15 protein-coding genes are annotated in these 15808 nt (G+C 70.2%); 7 read left to right on the plus strand and 8 right to left on the minus strand.

Annotated features, from left to right (window positions below; translation table 11 throughout):
* Positions 1 to 17: 17 nt before the first annotated feature.
* From MKK75_RS08005 to MKK75_RS08015, 3 genes are all read left to right on the plus strand, one after another.
* Positions 18 to 533 carry a hypothetical protein gene (locus MKK75_RS08005; protein ID WP_244042081.1) on the plus strand — a complete coding sequence of 172 codons (516 nt, stop codon included), beginning with the start codon at positions 18 to 20 and terminating at the stop codon, positions 531 to 533.
* 134 nt (positions 534 to 667) lie between these two features.
* Positions 668 to 1987, plus strand: a complete 1320-nt coding sequence (locus tag MKK75_RS08010; protein ID WP_244042066.1) for an MFS transporter — start codon at positions 668 to 670, stop codon at positions 1985 to 1987.
* A gap of 2 nt (positions 1988 to 1989) precedes the next feature.
* Positions 1990 to 2859, plus strand: coding sequence for an amidohydrolase family protein (locus MKK75_RS08015; protein WP_244042067.1), 870 nt, complete (start codon positions 1990 to 1992; stop codon positions 2857 to 2859).
* Positions 2860 to 3036: 177 nt separating this feature from the next.
* Here MKK75_RS08015 and MKK75_RS08020 read toward each other — a convergent pair whose 3' ends face one another.
* Positions 3037 to 3213, minus strand: coding sequence for a hypothetical protein (locus MKK75_RS08020; protein WP_244042068.1), 177 nt, complete (start codon positions 3211 to 3213; stop codon positions 3037 to 3039).
* A gap of 210 nt (positions 3214 to 3423) precedes the next feature.
* Between MKK75_RS08020 and MKK75_RS08025 the strand changes: the two genes are divergently transcribed.
* Positions 3424 to 4827, plus strand: coding sequence for a serine protease (locus MKK75_RS08025; protein ID WP_279593684.1), 1404 nt, complete (start codon positions 3424 to 3426; stop codon positions 4825 to 4827).
* A gap of 175 nt (positions 4828 to 5002) precedes the next feature.
* Here the strand turns inward: MKK75_RS08025 and MKK75_RS08030 are convergent, their stop codons facing one another.
* The 7 genes from MKK75_RS08030 to MKK75_RS08060 all read right to left on the minus strand — a co-directional run bounded on the left by MKK75_RS08030 (position 5003) and on the right by MKK75_RS08060 (position 10721).
* The gene (locus MKK75_RS08030; RefSeq protein ID WP_007563230.1) at positions 5003 to 5158 is read right to left on the minus strand and encodes a hypothetical protein; all 156 of its coding nucleotides are present in this window, start codon (positions 5156 to 5158) and stop codon (positions 5003 to 5005) included.
* Positions 5159 to 5280: 122 nt separating this feature from the next.
* The gene (locus tag MKK75_RS08035; protein WP_244042070.1) at positions 5281 to 6330 is read right to left on the minus strand and encodes a cysteine synthase A; all 1050 of its coding nucleotides are present in this window, start codon (positions 6328 to 6330) and stop codon (positions 5281 to 5283) included.
* A 39-nt stretch (positions 6331 to 6369) separates the two neighbouring features.
* Positions 6370 to 7353 carry a sulfate/molybdate ABC transporter ATP-binding protein gene (locus MKK75_RS08040; protein WP_244042071.1) on the minus strand — a complete coding sequence of 328 codons (984 nt, stop codon included), beginning with the start codon at positions 7351 to 7353 and terminating at the stop codon, positions 6370 to 6372.
* A gap of 58 nt (positions 7354 to 7411) precedes the next feature.
* Positions 7412 to 8293 (minus strand): sulfate ABC transporter permease subunit CysW, encoded by an 882-nt coding sequence (gene cysW, locus MKK75_RS08045; protein ID WP_244042072.1) that lies wholly within the window; start codon positions 8291 to 8293, stop codon positions 7412 to 7414.
* Positions 8286 to 9140 carry a sulfate ABC transporter permease subunit CysT gene (gene cysT, locus MKK75_RS08050; RefSeq protein WP_244042073.1) on the minus strand — a complete coding sequence of 285 codons (855 nt, stop codon included), beginning with the start codon at positions 9138 to 9140 and terminating at the stop codon, positions 8286 to 8288. Before cysT ends, cysW begins: the two co-directional genes overlap by 8 nt.
* Positions 9141 to 9150: 10 nt before the next feature.
* Positions 9151 to 10188 carry a sulfate ABC transporter substrate-binding protein gene (locus tag MKK75_RS08055; protein WP_244042074.1) on the minus strand — a complete coding sequence of 346 codons (1038 nt, stop codon included), beginning with the start codon at positions 10186 to 10188 and terminating at the stop codon, positions 9151 to 9153.
* Positions 10189 to 10535: 347 nt separating this feature from the next.
* The gene (locus MKK75_RS08060; protein ID WP_244042075.1) at positions 10536 to 10721 is read right to left on the minus strand and encodes a hypothetical protein; all 186 of its coding nucleotides are present in this window, start codon (positions 10719 to 10721) and stop codon (positions 10536 to 10538) included.
* Positions 10722 to 10941: 220 nt separating this feature from the next.
* Between MKK75_RS08060 and MKK75_RS08065 the strand changes: the two genes are divergently transcribed.
* The 3 genes from MKK75_RS08065 (at position 10942) to fdxH (ending at position 15469) form a co-directional block, all read left to right on the plus strand.
* Positions 10942 to 11283 carry a hypothetical protein gene (locus tag MKK75_RS08065; protein WP_244042076.1) on the plus strand — a complete coding sequence of 114 codons (342 nt, stop codon included), beginning with the start codon at positions 10942 to 10944 and terminating at the stop codon, positions 11281 to 11283.
* Between the two features lie 155 nt (positions 11284 to 11438).
* Entirely contained in the window at positions 11439 to 14519 is a 3081-nt protein-coding gene (fdnG, locus tag MKK75_RS08070) for a formate dehydrogenase-N subunit alpha (protein WP_244042077.1), read from the plus strand.
* A 14-nt stretch (positions 14520 to 14533) separates the two neighbouring features.
* Entirely contained in the window at positions 14534 to 15469 is a 936-nt protein-coding gene (fdxH, locus tag MKK75_RS08075) for a formate dehydrogenase subunit beta (RefSeq protein ID WP_244042078.1), read from the plus strand.
* Positions 15470 to 15808: the final 339 nt, after the last annotated feature.

A 15808-nucleotide genomic window follows, 5' to 3' on the forward strand; every position in this document is an offset into this window, starting at 1 on the left:
TCGACGGAGATGACATGATGAAGGGTGCAGTGCTCTGCTCGGCCCTGCTGGCGGCGGGCGCTCTGGCGTTCGCGCCGGCCAGCGCGGATGCGCGCGGCTTCGGCGGCGGCGGTTTCCATGGCGGCGGTTTCGGCGGCGGGTTCCACGGCGGCGGCTTCGGCGGCTTCCGCGGCGGTGGCTTCGGTGGCGGCTTCCGGGGTGCCGGCTTCCGCGGCGGCGGGTTCGGCTATCGCGGAGGCTATGGCCGCGGCTTCTACGGCCGTGGGTATGGCTATCGCGGCGGCTACGGATACGGCCTCGGCGGCCTGGGTCTCGGCGTCGGACTGGGTCTGGCGGCCGGCAGCCTCTACGGCGGCTACGGCTACGGCTACCCGGGCTACGGCTACGGTGGCTACGGCTACGGCGGCGGCTACGCCCCGGTCGGGTACGGCTATGGCGGCGGTTACGGCTACGGCGGCGGCTGCTACACGGTCCCGCGCGTGCGCTGGACCCCCTACGGCTACCGCCGGGTGCTGATCGAGCGCTGCTACTGAGCCGCGATCCGAGATAGCGACGGGACCAGGAAAGGCCGCCTCCGGGCGGCCTTTTCCTTGTCCGCCATCCCGCCCGGCGTTGGACAGCTCAGCCCGGGGCGCCGATACTGGTATCGCACGGCGGGAGAGGGCGCATGAGTACGGCAACCGGACAGGGGAGCTCGGGACAGGCGACCCCGGGCGTGGACGCGGTCGAGATCCGCGACGCGAGCCTCATGGCCTTCTACCGTTCGATGACGCCTCCGGAGCGGCACACCTTCTGGGCGTGCGCCGCCGGCTGGTGCCTCGACGGCATGGACTTCATGATCTACCCGCTGGTGATCGGGACGATCATGAGCCTCTGGCACGTGGATTCCGGAACGGCCGGTCTCGCCGCCACCGTGACGCTGCTGGCCTCGGCGCTCGGCGGCTGGCTCGCGGGCTTCGTCGCCGACCGGATCGGCCGGGTGCTGACCCTCCAGATCACGATCCTGTGGTTCTCGGTGTTCTCGCTGCTCTGCGCCTTCGTGCAGAACTTCGAGCAGTTGCTGATTGCCCGGGCGATCCTCGGCCTCGGCTTCGGCGGTGAGTGGGCTGCCGGCGCCGTGCTGATCGGCGAGACGATCCGCGCCGAGTATCGCGGCCGGGCGGTCGGCTCGGTGCAGTCCGGCTGGGCGATCGGCTGGGGTCTCGCGGTGCTGTCGCAGGCCGTTTTGTTCTCGCTGCTGCCGCCCGAGACCGCATGGCGCTGGATGTTCGCGGTCGGCGCGCTCCCGGCGCTGCTGGTCTTCTACCTGCGCCGCTACGTCGAGGAGCCGCAGGTCGCCGTCGAGACCCGGGCCCGGGCCGCCGCCTCCGGCGAAAGGCCGAAGATCTGGGAGATCTTTTCGGGCCCGATCCTGAAGACGACGCTGCTCGCCTCCCTGGCGGCGGCGGGCTGCCAGGGCGGCTACTACGCGATCACCACCTGGGTGCCGCGCTTCCTCACCACCGAGCGGCACCTGTCGATCGTCTCGTCGACCGGCTACCTCTCGGCGCTGATCGTCGGCTCGTTCACCGGCTATCTGGTCGGCGCCTGGCTCGCCGACCGGCTCGGGCGGCGGCCGCTGTTCCTGATCTTCTCCCTCGGCGCGATCGCCGTGACCGTCGCGTACACGCAGATCCCGCTCTCGAACGGGATGCTCTGGGTGCTGGGCTTTCCGCTCGGCTTCTTCGCCTCCGGCTACTTCTCCGGGATGGGCGCGTTCCTGACCGAACTCTACCCGACGCGGCTGCGCGGCTCGGGGCAGGGATTCTGCTACAATTTCGGCCGGGGCATCGGGGCGCTGTTCCCGGCGCTGGTCGGCTACCTGTCGGAGCGCGTCGGCCTCGCGTCCGCGATCGCGATCTTCGCGGCCGCCGCCTACGGGGTGTTCTTCCTGGCCGCCTACGCGCTGCCCGAGACGCGCGGCAAGGTCCTGCACGCGGATCGCTGAACATGCCCGAGATCCGAGACTGCCCCGCCCCGGACCCGCATCCGGGCGGCCCGACCCGCTACGCCATGCCGGCCGGTGCGGTCGACACCCACGCCCACGTGATCGGCCTGCCGCCGGCCTATCCCCTGGTGCCGGACCGCAGCTACACGCCCCCGGCGGCGCCGGCCGAGCGCTATCTGGCGATGCTCGACGCGACCGGCATGGCCAACGGCGTTCTGGTCCAGGTCAGCGTCCACGGCACCGACAACCGGCTGATGGTCGAGACCCTGCGCGCCCACCGGCAGCGCCTGCGCGGCATCGCGGTGATCCCCCTCGGCCTGCCCGACGCGGACCTCGCCGCCCTGAAGGAATCCGGCGTGGTGGGCCTGCGCCTCAACGTGCTGTTCGGCGGCGGGGTCGGGCTCGACGCGGTGGAGTCCTACGCGGCCCTCGCCCGCGAGATGGGCTGGCACCTCCAGTTCCTGCTCGATGCCCGGGACCTGCCGCCGATCGCCGGCCGCCTGTCGCGACTGCCCGTGCCGCTGGTCTTCGACCATATGGGCCACATGCCGACCTCGGCCGGATTGGGCCATCCGGGCTTCCGGGCGCTGCTCGGCCTCGTCGCCGAAGGGAACTGGGTGAAGCTCTCGGGCGCCTTCCGGGATTCCGTGGCCGGGCCGCCCTACGCCGACACGATCCCCTTCGCCCGCGCCCTCAACGACGCCGCGCCGGAGCGCTGCCTCTGGGGCTCGGACTGGCCCCACGTCGCCGCCTGGGACGGGCCGCCGCGGACCACCACGCTCCTCGACCTGATGGCCGATTGGGTGCCGGACGCGGACCGGCGCCGGCTTGTCTTCGTCGACAATCCGCGCCGGCTCTACGGCTTCGGATAGGACCGAGTTCCCGAACCGGGCGAACGGCTCCCGTCATGGTTTCGAAAGGTCGAGACCTTTCGCGGGTTCAGGGCGGAGCCCTGGCGACCATCGCAGGGCTCCGCCCCGAGAACCCGCCAAAGGGCAAGCCCTTTGGAAACCCAGGATCTCGAATCAGACCGGCTCCACGTTCCTGTTTCAGCGCCGCCGTGTTTCGTCCTGCGGCAGGTGGCGGCCGTAGGCCTCCTGCTTCTCGGCGCGCTCGCGGATCAGGTCTGCGTAGGCCTGCCGCATCTCGGGGGAGACGCTGACGCTCTTGCCCTTGGCGGGCTTGCGCTTGGGCGCCTTCTTGAAGGTGTTGCTCGCGTCGGTCATGCCGGGCTCCGCGTCGAACCGTGGCGGCATCGCGTGGCCGGAGGGCCGAACGGGCTGTCCGGCCGCCGCCCAGGGCCGGATATCCGCCCTGTAGCGCATCCCGGCGGCGGGCGCACGGCGGTCTGGTGCCGCCGCCCACGACGGATTCGATCTGGCTTGGCCCGGGCGCCTCTGCCAGGATCCGCGCGATTCCGATCGGGGAGGGCGGTCATGGCTTCGGGGGCGTCGCGGTGGGGTCGTTGGCCGGGGGCCGTGCGGACAGGCCGTCGGCAGGACGCGCTCCTGCTGGCGCTGCTGCTCGCCACCGGATCCGCCGCCGCGCAGGGCCCGCCGCGGCCGTCCCGGCCGGCCGCCGCGGCGCCGGCCGACCCCGCCTTCGAGGCCGCGAAGGAGACGTTCGAGGCCCTGCCCGAGCCGGAGCGCAAGGCGATCCAGGACGCCCTCGTCTGGACCGGCGACTTCAACGCCGTGGTGTCGGGCGGATTCGGGCGCCGGACCTTCGAGGCGCTCAACGCCTGGCGCACCCGCACCAATGGCACCGATCCTCTCGATCCGCGCGGCGGGGCGGCCCTGCTGGCGGCGGGCGCGGCGGCCCGGATTGCGGCGCGCTTCAGGATCGCCCCGGATCCCGGCAGCGGCGCCGTGATGGGCGTGCCCGAGCGCCTGCTCTCGAAGCGCACCCCTCTGGCCTCCGGCACCCGCTGGCAGAGCCAGGATGGGCGCGTCACCCTGGAGACCCGCGCCTATCCGCCGGGGACCGAGACCCTGGACACGCTGTTCGACAAGGCGACCGCGCCGCTGCCGAATCGCAAGGTCACCTACAAGCTGCGGCGCCCGGACGCCGTGGTGGTGACCGCGGAGACCGGGGCCGGGCAATCCTACATCCGCTACGCCGCCGGGCCGGCGGGCGTGCGCGGCTTCCTGTTCGGCTCCGACAAAGCCCTGGCGCCGGAGATCGATCGTCTGGTGATCGCGGTGGCGAACGCCTTCGTGCCGTTCCCGGAGGCCGCCGCGCCGCCCGTCTCGGACGTTGGGGCCCAGGCGGTGCAGGCGCGGCCCGAGGCCGGCGCGCAGAACCTGACCGTCGCCGGGGCCGGCCTCGCGGTGGCGCCGGGCCGGGTGCTCACGGCCGCCGCAGTTCTGGAGGGCTGTGCCGCGCCGCGCATCGGCGCGGCGCCCGCCCGCAAGCTCGCCGCCGACCCGTCCGGTCTCGCGCTGCTCGATGCGCCCGGAGCGCCCGCGCCGATCCGGCCTGCCGCTCGGGCCGAGCCGGTCGGCGCCGAGGATGGCCTGATCGCCGTCGCGCCGAGCCCGGATGGAACCGTGGCCGCCCCCGGGAGCGCCATCGCGGGCGACGTCGTCGCGGCCCTTCAGCCGGGCTCGGCCGGTGCGCCGGTGCTCGACCGGTCCGGGCAGCTTGTCGGGCTCGTCGCCCGTTACCCGGCGACGCCGCGCCGGGTCGCCGGGGTCGTGCCGCCTGCGCGCCTGCCGCTGGTGCCGGCGGGGGCGATCACCGCCTTCCTCGCCGGCCAGGGCATCGCCACGGCGAAGACGCCCCCGGATGGCGGCCCCGCGGCCGTCGCGCGGGCCGTGGTGGGGATCGCCTGCCGGTAGAGGGGCGTGTCGGGCTGCGCCCGGATGGCCAGGGCTCTGCCCTGGCGACCCGCCAAAGGGCTGAAGCCCTTGGGGATCCCTCGGTCACGGATCACATCTGACGGCAGCCCATCACCAAGGGCTCTCGTGCATCGTCCTGGGGTCGAGCCCAGGACGATGCGCCGGGATCCGCCGCTTACAGCCGGCCGGTGACCAGGAGGACGATCAGAACGATCAGCAGGATGCCGCCGAGGCCGAAGCCCGGGCCGCGATAGGCGCCGCCGCCCAGGAAGCCGCCGCCGCCGAAGGCCAGGATGATCAGAATGATGAGGAGAATGGTGACGAGGGACATCTGGCGAGCACTCCGAACGGTCGCGACTGGTGCGAGCGTGACCGTTCAAACGCTGCGACAATCCGTTCCGTTCAATGTCCGCCGCCGCTTTTCTGAGAAAAATCGGGATGCGGACCCGGGCCTTAGGCGTGCCAGTCCGGCAGCGGGTCCTGCGGGGCGTCGAGCCAGCCCGGCACCGGCAGGTTGCGCGCGGTGAGAAAGGCCGGGTTGAACAGCTTCGAGGCGTAGCGCGCCGCCCCGTCGCACAGGATCGTCACCACGGTGTGGCCGGGCCCCAGCTCCCGGGCCAGCCGGATCGCCCCGGCGACGTTGATGCCCGACGAGCCGCCGAGCGACAGCCCCTCCTCCCGCATCAGCCCGAAGACGATGTCGAGAGCCTCGCGGTCCGGGACGCGATAGGCGTGGTCCGGCGTGAAGCCGTCGAGGTTCTTCGTGATCCGCCCCTGGCCGATCCCCTCCGTAATCGAGGAACCCTCGGCCTTCAGGGTGCCGGTGGTGTAGTGGGCGTAGAGGGCCGAGCCCTCCGGATCCGAGAGCGCGATCCGCACCTGCGGGTTGCGGGCGCGCAGGGCCTCGGCGGTGCCGGCCAGCGTGCCGCCGGTCCCGGCCGCGCAGACGAAGCCGTCGACCCGGCCGCCGGTCTGCGCCCAGATCTCGGGGCCGGTGCCGTCCACGTGCGCCTGCCGGTTGGCGACGTTGTCGAACTGGTCGGCGAAGAAGGCGCCCGCCGGCTCGGTGGCGGCGAGCTTTTCGGCGAGGCGCCGGGCCACATGGACGTAGTTGTTCGGGTTGGCGAAGGGCACGGCCGGCACCTCGACCAGCCGGGCGCCCGCGAGCCGCAGGGTCTGCTTCTTCTCCTCGGACTGCGTGACCGGGATGACGATCAGCGTCCGGTAGCCGCGCACCGCGGCCACCAGGGCGAGGCCGATCCCGGTGTTGCCGGCGGTGCCCTCCACGATGGTCCCGCCCGGCCGGATCAGGCCCTTCGCCTCGGCGTCCCGCACGATCGCGAGCGCCGCGCGGTCCTTCACCGACAGGCCGGGATTGAGGAACTCGGCCTTGCCGTAGAGGGCGCAGCCGGTCTCCTCGGAGGCCCGGCGCAGGCGGATCAGCGGTGTCTGGCCGATGGCGGCGAGGACGTCGGGGGCGGTGTCGCGACTCGGTTCGGTCATGGGCGGGAGCCTAGGGTGGTGCGCCGCCGCTGGCGAGCCTCACCCGAACACGTGCCCCCCGGTGATGCGCAGCCCCACCGGGTGCCCGGCGTCGTAGCGCACGCCGTCGGAATCCTCCACGGCGAGGATCCGCCCCTCGGCGTCGACCACCTCGATCCGCTGGCGCCCCTGGGTCCGGTACGAGCTGCGCACGGTGCCGGACAGGTGCGCGGCCTCGGGCTCGGCGAGCTGCAGCTGCCAGGGGCGCACGTAAAGCCTCACCGGGCCGATGATGCCGGCGGGCGCCACGACCGGCGTCGCCCGGCCCCGCACCAGCACCCGGCCGCCCTCGGCGATCGCCGCGACCTCGACCGAGTCGCCCAGGAACTTCATCACGGTGGCCGAGGCCGGGTGCTCCTGCACCTCGTCCGGCGTGCCGACCTGCTCCAGGCGCCCGCGGTCGAGCACCGCCACCCGGTCGGACAGCTCCAGCGCCTCGTCCTGGTCGTGGGTCACGAAGATCGTGGTCTGGCCGGTGCGGTCGTGGATCTCGCGCAGCCAGCGGCGCAGGTCCTTTCGGACCTGGGCGTCGAGGGCGCCGAAGGGCTCGTCGAGCAGAAGGACGCGCGGCTCGACGGCGAGCGCCCGGGCGAGGGCGACGCGCTGGCGCTGGCCGCCCGAGAGCTGCGACGGGTAGCGGTCGCCGAAGCCCGAGAGCCGGATCAGGTCGAGCAGGTCCCCGACCCGGCGCTTGATCTCGGCCTTGGCGGGCCGGTCGGCGCGGCGGCGCGCGTTCAGCCCGTAGGCGATGTTGTCGGCCACGCTCATGTGCTTGAACAGGGCGTAGTGCTGGAACACGAAGCCCACCGCTCGCTCCTGCACGGCAAGCCCGGTGGCGTCGTCGTCCCCGAACAGGATCCGGCCCCGGTCCGGCGCGTCGAGCCCGGCGATGATCCGCAGCAGCGTCGTCTTGCCCGAGCCCGAGGGCCCGAGCAGGCCGATCAGCTCGCCCGCGCGCACGTCGAGCGACAGGTCGTGCAGCACCGCCGCCGTGTCGAAGGTTTTCGAGACGTTCTCGACCCGGATCGCCGTGGAGGGGCGATCAGTGCGCCCGGCCGTGCGCGAGCTCGCCGGCGAAGCGCCATTCGAGGACGGATTTGAGGACGAGGGTGATGAGGGCAAGGGCGGCGAGGAGCGAAGCGACCGCGAAGGCGGCGACGAAGTTGTACTCATTGTAGAGGATCTCCACGTGGAGCGGGATGGTGTTGGTCAGGCCGCGGATGTGGCCCGACACCACCGAGACCGCCCCGAATTCGCCCATCGCCCGGGCATTGCAGAGGAGCACGCTGTAGAGCAGGCCCCAGCGGATGTTGGGCAGCGTCACCGTGCGGAACGCGTGCAGGCCCGAGGCGCCGAGCGTCAGCGCCGCCTCCTCCTCGGCATTGCCCTGCTCCTGCATCAGCGGGATCAACTCCCGGGCCACGAACGGGAAGGTCACGAACACGGTGGCCAGCACGATGCCGGGCAGCGCGAACAGGATCTGGATGCCGTGGTTGATCAGGAAGCCGCCGAACAGGCCCTGGGAGCCGAACAGCAGCACGTAGATCAGGCCGGAGACCACCGGCGAGACCGAGAACGGCAGGTCGATCAAGGTGATCAGCAGCGCCTTGACGGGGAACTCGAACTTGGCGATCGCCCAGGAGGCCGCGAGCCCGAACACCACGTTGAACGGCACCGCGATCGCCGCGACCGTCAGCGTCAGGCGGATCGCGCACCAGGCGTCCGGCTCCCGGAACGCGTCCAGGAAGGCGCCGATCCCGTGCGAGAAGGCCTGGGTGAACACCGCGAAGAGCGGCAGCACCAGGAACAGGGCCAGGAACAGGATGGCGATGCCGATCAGCACCGACCGGGTGGCCGCGCCCTCGGAGGCGACGGGTCCCGGCTTGGCGGTCGGCACGAAGGCGGGGGAGAAGATCTCAGACATAGCCGAACCGCCGCCGTGACCAGGCCTGGATGAGGTTGATGGCGAGCAGCGTCAGGAACGAGATCCCGAGCATGATCGTGGCGATCGCCGCCGCGCCGCCGTAGTCGAATTCCGAGAGCTTGATGACGATCAGGAGCGGCGCGATCTCCGACACGTAGGGCAGGTTGCCGGCGATGAAGATGATCGAGCCGTACTCGCCGACCCCCCGGGCGAAGGCGAGGGCGAAGCCGGTCAGCACCGCCGGGATCAGCGGCGGCAGCACCACCCGGGTGAGGGTGGCGAGCCGCGTGGCGCCGAGCGTCGCGGAGGCCTCCTCGATCTCCCTGTCGATCTCGGCGATCAGCGGCTGCACGGTCCGCACCGCGAAGGGCAGGCCGATGAACACCATGGCGATGAAGATGCCGACCGGCGTATACGCCACCTGGAGGCCGAGCTTGGCGAGCGGCGCCCCGACGAGCCCGTCCGGCGCGTAGAGCGAGGCCAGGGCGATGCCGGCCACCGCGGTCGGCAGGGCGAAGGGCAGGTCGACCGCCGCGTCGACGAGCTTGCGGCCCGGGAAGCGGTAGCGGGTCAGCACCCAGGCCACCAGGAAGCCGAAGGCCGAGGCCACCAGCGCGGCGAGCGCCGAGACGCCGAAGCTGATCCGGAGCGCGCTCGCCACCCGCGGATCGGTGGCGACCTCCCAGATGCCCGACAGGCCGAGACCCGAGGCCTTCACCACCAGCCCGGCCAGCGGCAGAAGCACGATCAGGCCGAGGCAGGTCAGCGTGTAGCCGAAGCTGATCCCGAAGCCCGGGATCACGCTCGGCCGGCGGAAGGTCCGTTTCGGACGGGGCGTCTCGACCATGGTGCCGATCTCAGCGCCCGGCCCGGCTCAGGCGGTCGAACAGGCCACCGGCGTCGAAGTTCCGCTTCTGGATCTCGTCCCACGAGCCCTGCAGGTCCTCGATCTTGAACAGCTTGATGTCGGGGAGCTGCGCGAGGTCGGCCGGGGCCGCGGCGTCCCGCTTGATCGGCCGGTAATGGTGCTTGGCGAAGATCGCCTGGGCGCGGTCGGTGTAGAGGAAGTCGAGATAGGCCTGCGCCGCCTTGGTGGTGCCCTTGCGCTCGGCATTGGCCGCCACGAGGGCCACCGGCGGCTCGGCGTAGATCGAACTCGGCGGCGAGACGATGTCGAACTTGTCCGCGCCGAACTCCTGAAGCACGAGGTAGGCCTCGTTCTCCCAGGTCGGCAGCACGTCGCCCAGGCCGCGCTGGGCGAAGGTCACGGTCGAGCCCCGGGCGCCGGTGTCGAGCACCGGCACGTTCCTGTAGACCTGTCCCACGAAGGCGTCGGCCTTGGCGGCGTCCTTGTCCTGATTGTAGGCGTAGCCCCAGGCGGCGAGGAAGTTCCAGCGCCCCCCCGCCGAGGTCTTCGGGTTCGGGGTGATCACCTTCACGTCGGACTTCACGAGGTCGGCCCAGTCCTTGACGCCCTTCGGGTTGCCCTTGCGGACGAGGAACACCACGGTCGAGGTGTAGGGCACCGCCTCGTTCGGCAGCTTGCTGCGCCAGTCGTCCGGGATCTTGCGGGTCAGCCTGGCGATGGCGTCGATGTCCGAGGGGATCCCGAGCGTCACGACATCGGCGTCGACGCCGTCGATCACCGTGCGCGCCTGCGCCCCCGATCCGCCGTGGGAGGCCCGCACCGTGATGGCCTCGCCGGTCCTGGCCTTCCAGTCCTCGGCGAAGACGGCGTTGATCTCCCGGTAGAGTTCCCGGGTCGGATCGTAGGAGACGTTGAGCAGCGCCGTCTCGGCGGAGGCCAGCCCGACCCCGGCCCACAGCCCGGCGCCGGCCAGCAGGGACAGCCCGATCGCCCGGACCCCTCGCCCTCGCGCGGCAGCGTTCTTCATCACGTCCGATCCCCGGCCCATCGCTCTGCGTCCCGGGGCGGAAGGCTCCCGAGAGCGGGCGAAATCGTTCTTTTTATCGAACGATGTCAAGCCTCGGACCCGGTCCTGCCGGGATCGTCGGCCACGCCAAGATCGGCGGAACCGGCGAGAAGGCAAGCACCATCAGCGCCCTAAGGAGTCGGATTGCATGGATCTTCTCCCGCCGGCACCGCCCGGGGAAGAATTTGAGCGTCTCAAGAGGTTTTGCAGAACGAACGATCTGATGTGCGTTGACGCACGTCGATGCATCGGCTGACGCCGCGCGGGTCGGCGCCGGAACGCAGGATCGCCGCGGGCGGCGGCCCCGGTCAGTCCTTCGGCTTGGCGAGCTGCGCGATGAGAGCTTCCAGGCGCTGGCTCACCGGCGCCGCGAGGGAATCGGCGTAGTGGGCGCGCAGGGTCCGGCCGAGGTGGCGGCGGATGCCCGCGGCGAGGGGCGGCGCGTCGGGGCTCGATTCCGGTGGGGACGGACGATCGGGATGCGGCTTCGACACGATCGGACATCCCCGCGGCGGTTCTGTGCGAGAGTTGCAGAGCTTGGTTAAGGAGCCGTCACTGCGCCCCCGTCGAAACGGCGTGTCCCGATCGCGGGATATCGGTAGCGCGCTCGGGACCCGTGCTGTGGCTGTCGCCGGCCGGAACTGGCGCCCCGGGGGACACGTTGCTCGCAGTGGTTGTCCGCCCTTGAGACAACCGGTTTGCCCGGAGTCTCGCGTGTCCCGCCCGATCGCCTTGATGACACTGACCGTCCTTGCCGTGACGACGGCCGCATCGCCGGGCCTCGCCCAGACGAAGCCGGGCGAGATCAAGGGCGTCGACGCGATGGGCGACAAGTCCCGCAGCGCCCAGGACGGCTGGAGCCAGGCCCCCGTTCCGCGGGAGGAATCGGCGGCCAAGGATGCGCCGAATCCCGGCGGCCAATCGACCAAGGAGAATGCGAACCGTCCGGTGCCCGCTGCGAGCACGGGCGGATCGTCCGCGACCGAGCCGCAGGCGCCCCTCGACCACCGCACCGCGGGCCCGTCCGGGACGAATCCCGCCGCGCCGAGCAAGTAAAAAAGATCGTTTCTTTAAAGGATGATAACAGATCGGGTGAACGTACCGCGCCGCCCGCAACACAGCGCCCGTCCGTGTCACGCCACCGCACTTGCGTTGCGCACGCTTTTTTGGGACACCCTGGAATTATACCAGGTCGCTTTCATGGAGCGGAGATGACGGTCCAGGTCTCAAGGCGTGGCCTGCTCAAGGGGGCCGGCGCCGGCCTCGCGGGCGGCTCGCTCGGCGCGCTCGGATTCGGCGGACTCGAGCCCGCCATGGCCGCCGCGGTGCGGCCCTTCAAGCTCGCGCAGATGCGCGAGACCCGCAACACCTGCCCGTACTGCTCGGTCGCATGCGGCGTCATTCTCTACAGCCTCGGGGACCGCTCGAAGAACGCGCGCTCCTCGGTGATGCACATCGAGGGCGACCCCGACCATCCGATCAACCGCGGCACGCTCTGCCCGAAGGGCTCGGCGCTGCTCGACTTCGTGCATTCCGAGACCCGCACGAAGTACCCGCTCCACCGCGCCCCGGGCTCCTCCGAGTTCAAGCGCGTGTCCTGGGACTTCGCCCTGGACCGGATCGCGACGCTCCTGAAGGAGGATCGCGACAAGAACTTCGTGGCCAAGAACGGCGACCTCACGGTCAACCGCTGGACCACGATGGGCTTCCTCGGGGCCTCGGCCACCACCAACGAGACGGCGTGGCTGACCTACAAGACAGTCCGCAGCATGGGGGCCCTGGTCTTCGATAATCAGGCCAGGGTTTGACACGGTCCGTCGGTCGCCAGTTTGGCGCCCTCCTTCGGACGCGGTGCGATGACCAACCTCTGGATGGACATCAAGCACGCGGACGTGATCACCGTGATGGGCGGCAATGCCGCCGAGGCGCACCCCTGCGGCTTCAAGTGGGTCGTCGAGGCGAAGGCCCATAACAATGCCAAGCTGATCGTCGTCGATCCGCGTTTCACCCGCACGGCGTCGGTGGCCGATCTCTACTGCCCGATCCGGCAAGGGACCGACATCGCGTTCCTGTCGGGCGTGGCCAAGTACCTGCTCGACAACGACAAGCTGCAGCACCGCTACGTCTCGGCCTATACCAACGCCGGGTACGTGGTCCGCGAGGGCTACGACTTCCAGGACGGGTTCTTCACGGGCTACGACGCGGACAAGCGCGACTACGACAAGACCACCTGGGACTACGAGATCGGCCCGGACGGCTACGCCGTGGTCGACGAGACGATGCAGCATCCGCGCTGCGTGATGCAGCTTCTGAAGAAGCACGTCTCGATCTACACGCCCGAGATGGTCGAGCGGATCTGCGGCTCGCCCAAGGAGACCTTCCTGAAGGTCTGCGAGATGATGGCGACCACGGCTTCCCCCGAGAAGTCGATGGCCTCCCTCTACGCGCTCGGCTGGACGCACCACTCCAAGGGCTCGCAGAACATCCGCTCGATGTGCATCGTGCAGACGCTGCTGGGCAATATCGGCGTGCTCGGCGGTGGCATGCAGGCGCTGCGCGGCCACTCCAACATCCAGGGGCTGACCGATATCGGGCTGATGAGCAATCTCATCCCCGGCTATCTGAACATCCCGGTGGAGAAGGAGCCGGACTACGCGAGCTACGCCGCCAAGCGGCAGTTCAAGCCGCTGCGCCCGGGGCAGACGAGCTACTGGCAGAACTACAACAAGTTCTTCGTCTCGTTCCAGAAGGCGATGTGGGGCGATCACGCCACCAAGGAGAACGACTGGGCCTACGATTACCTGCCCAAGCTCGACGTGCCGACCTACGACGTGCTGCGCGGGTTCGAGCTCGCCAAGCAGGGCAAGATGACCGGCTACATCATCCAGGGCTTCAACCCCCTGATGACGTTCCCGAATCGCGCCAAGATGACGGAAGCCTTCTCCAAGATGAAGTTCATCGTGGTGATGGATCCGCTCAAGACCGAGACGGCCCGGTTCTGGGAGAATCACGGCGAGTACAACGACGTCGATCCGACCCAGATCCAGACCGAGGTGTTCGAGCTTCCCACCACCCTGTTCGTGGAGGAGGAGGGCTCGCTCTCGAACTCCAGCCGCTGGCTGCAATGGCACTGGCAGGCCCAGGAGGCGCCGGGCGAGTGCCGCTCGGACATCGAGATCATGTCGGGGATCTTCCTCCGCATGAAGGCGGCCTACAAGAAGGACGGCGGAGCCTTCCCGGACGCGATCGTCAACCTGAAGTGGGACTACGCCATGGCGGAGTCCCCCACGCCGGTGGAACTCGCCCGCGAGCTCAACGGCTACACGGTGGCGCCGACGCCGGACCTCAACGGGACGATCATCCCGGCGGGCAAGCAGGTCGACGGCTTCGCCCAGCTCAAGGATGACGGGACGACCGCCTGCGGGTGCTGGATCTACTCGGGCTGCTACACCGAGAAGGGCAACACCATGGCCCGCCGGGACAACACCGATCCCGGCGACCGCGGCATCGCCCCGAACTGGGCCTTCGCGTGGCCGGCCAACCGGCGCGTGCTCTACAACCGCGCCTCGTGCGACCCCGAGGGTCGTCCGTGGTCGGAGAAGAAGAAGCTCATCGAGTGGAACGGCAAGCAGTGGATCGGCTTCGACGTGCCGGATTACGGCGTCACCGTCGCCCCCGATAAGGGCGTCGGCCCGTTCATCCTGAACCAGGAGGGCGTCGCCCGCCTGTGGACCCGGGGTCTCATGCGCGACGGGCCGTTCCCGGCGCACTACGAGCCCTTCGAGTCCCCGGTGCAGAACGTCGCCTTCCCGAAGATCAAGGGTGCCCCGGCGGCCCGCATCTTCAAGGACGACCTGGCCGATCTCGGCGACGCGAAGGATTTTCCCTACGCGGCGACGAGCTACCGCCTCACCGAGCACTTCCACGGGTGGACCAAGCACGCCCGGATCAACGCGATCCTCCAGCCGGAGGCCTTCGTGGAGATCTCGGAGGAGCTCGCCAAGGAGAAGGGCATCGCCAAGGGCTCCTGGGTCCGCGTCTGGTCGAAGCGCGGCTCGCTCAAGGCCAAGGCCCTGGTGACCAAGCGCATCAAGCCGCTGATCTGCGACGGCAAGCCCGTCCACGTCGTCGGCATTCCGCAGCACTGGGGCTTCATGGGCCTGACCAAGAAAGGATGGCACCCGAACTCGCTCACGCCGGTCGTGGGCGATGCCAACACCGAGACGCCGGAGTTCAAGGCCTGGCTCGTGAATATCGAGCCGACCACGCCTCCGTCGGACGCGGTCGCGTAAGGGGGAGCTGACAGATGGCCGACTACAGCTCCCTCGACATCCGCCAGCGCTCCGCCTCCACGGAGACGCCGCCGGAGATCCGCCGCCAGGTGGAGGTCGCCAAGCTCATCGACGTGTCGAAGTGCATCGGCTGCAAGGCCTGCCAATCGGCGTGCGAGGAGTGGAACGACCTGCGCGACGACATCGGTGTCAACACGGGCACCTACCAGAACCCCCACGACCTCACGCCGAAGTCGTGGACCCTGATGCGGTTCACCGAGTACGAGAACCCAGAGACCCAGAACCTCGAATGGCTGATCCGCAAGGACGGCTGCATGCACTGCACCGAGCCGGGCTGCCTGAAGGCCTGCCCGTCCCCCGGTGCGATCGTGCAGTACTCCAACGGCATCGTCGACTTCATCGAGGAGAACTGCATCGGCTGCGGCTACTGCGTGAAGGGCTGCCCCTTCAACATCCCGCGGATCAGCCAGACCGACCACAAGGCGTACAAGTGCACCCTGTGCTCGGACCGGGTGGCGGTGGGTCAGGCCCCGGCCTGCGCCAAGGCCTGCCCGACCGGCTCGATCATGTTCGGCACCAAGCAGGCCATGATCGAGCAGGCGCAGGATCGCGTCGAGGACCTGAAGTCGCGCGGCTTCGCGCATGCGGGCCTCTACGACCCGGCCGGCGTCGGCGGCACGCACGTCATGTACGTGCTGCACCATGCCGATCAGCCGAGCCTCTATGCCGGCCTGCCGAACGACCCGAAGATCTCGCCGCTGGTCGCCTTCTGGAAGGGCGGCGCCAAGGTGTTCGGGCTCGCCGCGATGGGCTTTGCCGCGGTCGCCGGCTTCTTCCACTACGTGACGGCCGGCCCGAACGAGGTCGTGCCCGAAGAAGAGGAAGAGGCGGTCGAGTACGACGAGTCCAAGCGCCGCGAGACCGGCGGCGACGAGGCAAGGCCGCACTGAACCGCGACGGTCTCCCTCCCCCCTCTGCGGGGGAGGGTGGCCCGCGAAGCGGGTCGGGAAAGGGGAGCGACGGTGCCGAAGCAGGCTGCGGCCTTCATCACCGCTCCGCCCCTTTCTGAACCCGGGTTCCCCTCTCCGGACCCCTGCTGACGCAGGGGCCAGCCTCCCCCGCAGCTGGGGGAGGGAGACGCGCGGATCCCGAACCGACCGGGTGGAGACGGCATTGCCGGCACACCCTATCTTGGACGAAACGGCCCGTCCGCGCCGCCGACCCGGCCCCCGCAGGCGCGAGCAGGCCGATGGCGATCCACCGCCATATCCTGGACGGCGAACCCCGCC

The sequence above is a fragment of the Methylobacterium sp. J-030 genome (genome assembly GCF_022829545.1).
In the GTDB taxonomy this organism is placed as follows: domain Bacteria; phylum Pseudomonadota; class Alphaproteobacteria; order Rhizobiales; family Beijerinckiaceae; genus Methylobacterium.

Excerpts from the sequence above, each read along its gene's own strand:
- MKK75_RS08005 (WP_244042081.1), top strand. The coding sequence starts at position 18 with ATGAAGGGTGCAGTGCTCTGCTCGGCCCTGCTGGCGGCGGGCGCTCTG.
- MKK75_RS08010 (WP_244042066.1), top strand. The coding sequence starts at position 668 with ATGAGTACGGCAACCGGACAGGGGAGCTCGGGACAGGCGACCCCGGGC.
- MKK75_RS08015 (WP_244042067.1), top strand. The coding sequence starts at position 1,990 with ATGCCCGAGATCCGAGACTGCCCCGCCCCGGACCCGCATCCGGGCGGC.
- MKK75_RS08020 (WP_244042068.1), bottom strand. The coding sequence starts at position 3,213 with ATGACCGACGCGAGCAACACCTTCAAGAAGGCGCCCAAGCGCAAGCCC.
- MKK75_RS08025 (WP_279593684.1), top strand. The coding sequence starts at position 3,424 with ATGGCTTCGGGGGCGTCGCGGTGGGGTCGTTGGCCGGGGGCCGTGCGG.
- MKK75_RS08030 (WP_007563230.1), bottom strand. The coding sequence starts at position 5,158 with ATGTCCCTCGTCACCATTCTCCTCATCATTCTGATCATCCTGGCCTTC.
- MKK75_RS08035 (WP_244042070.1), bottom strand. The coding sequence starts at position 6,330 with ATGACCGAACCGAGTCGCGACACCGCCCCCGACGTCCTCGCCGCCATC.
- cysW (WP_244042072.1), bottom strand. The coding sequence starts at position 8,293 with ATGTCTGAGATCTTCTCCCCCGCCTTCGTGCCGACCGCCAAGCCGGGA.
- cysT (WP_244042073.1), bottom strand. The coding sequence starts at position 9,140 with ATGGTCGAGACGCCCCGTCCGAAACGGACCTTCCGCCGGCCGAGCGTG.
- MKK75_RS08055 (WP_244042074.1), bottom strand. The coding sequence starts at position 10,188 with ATGAAGAACGCTGCCGCGCGAGGGCGAGGGGTCCGGGCGATCGGGCTG.
- fdxH (WP_244042078.1), top strand. The coding sequence starts at position 14,534 with ATGGCCGACTACAGCTCCCTCGACATCCGCCAGCGCTCCGCCTCCACG.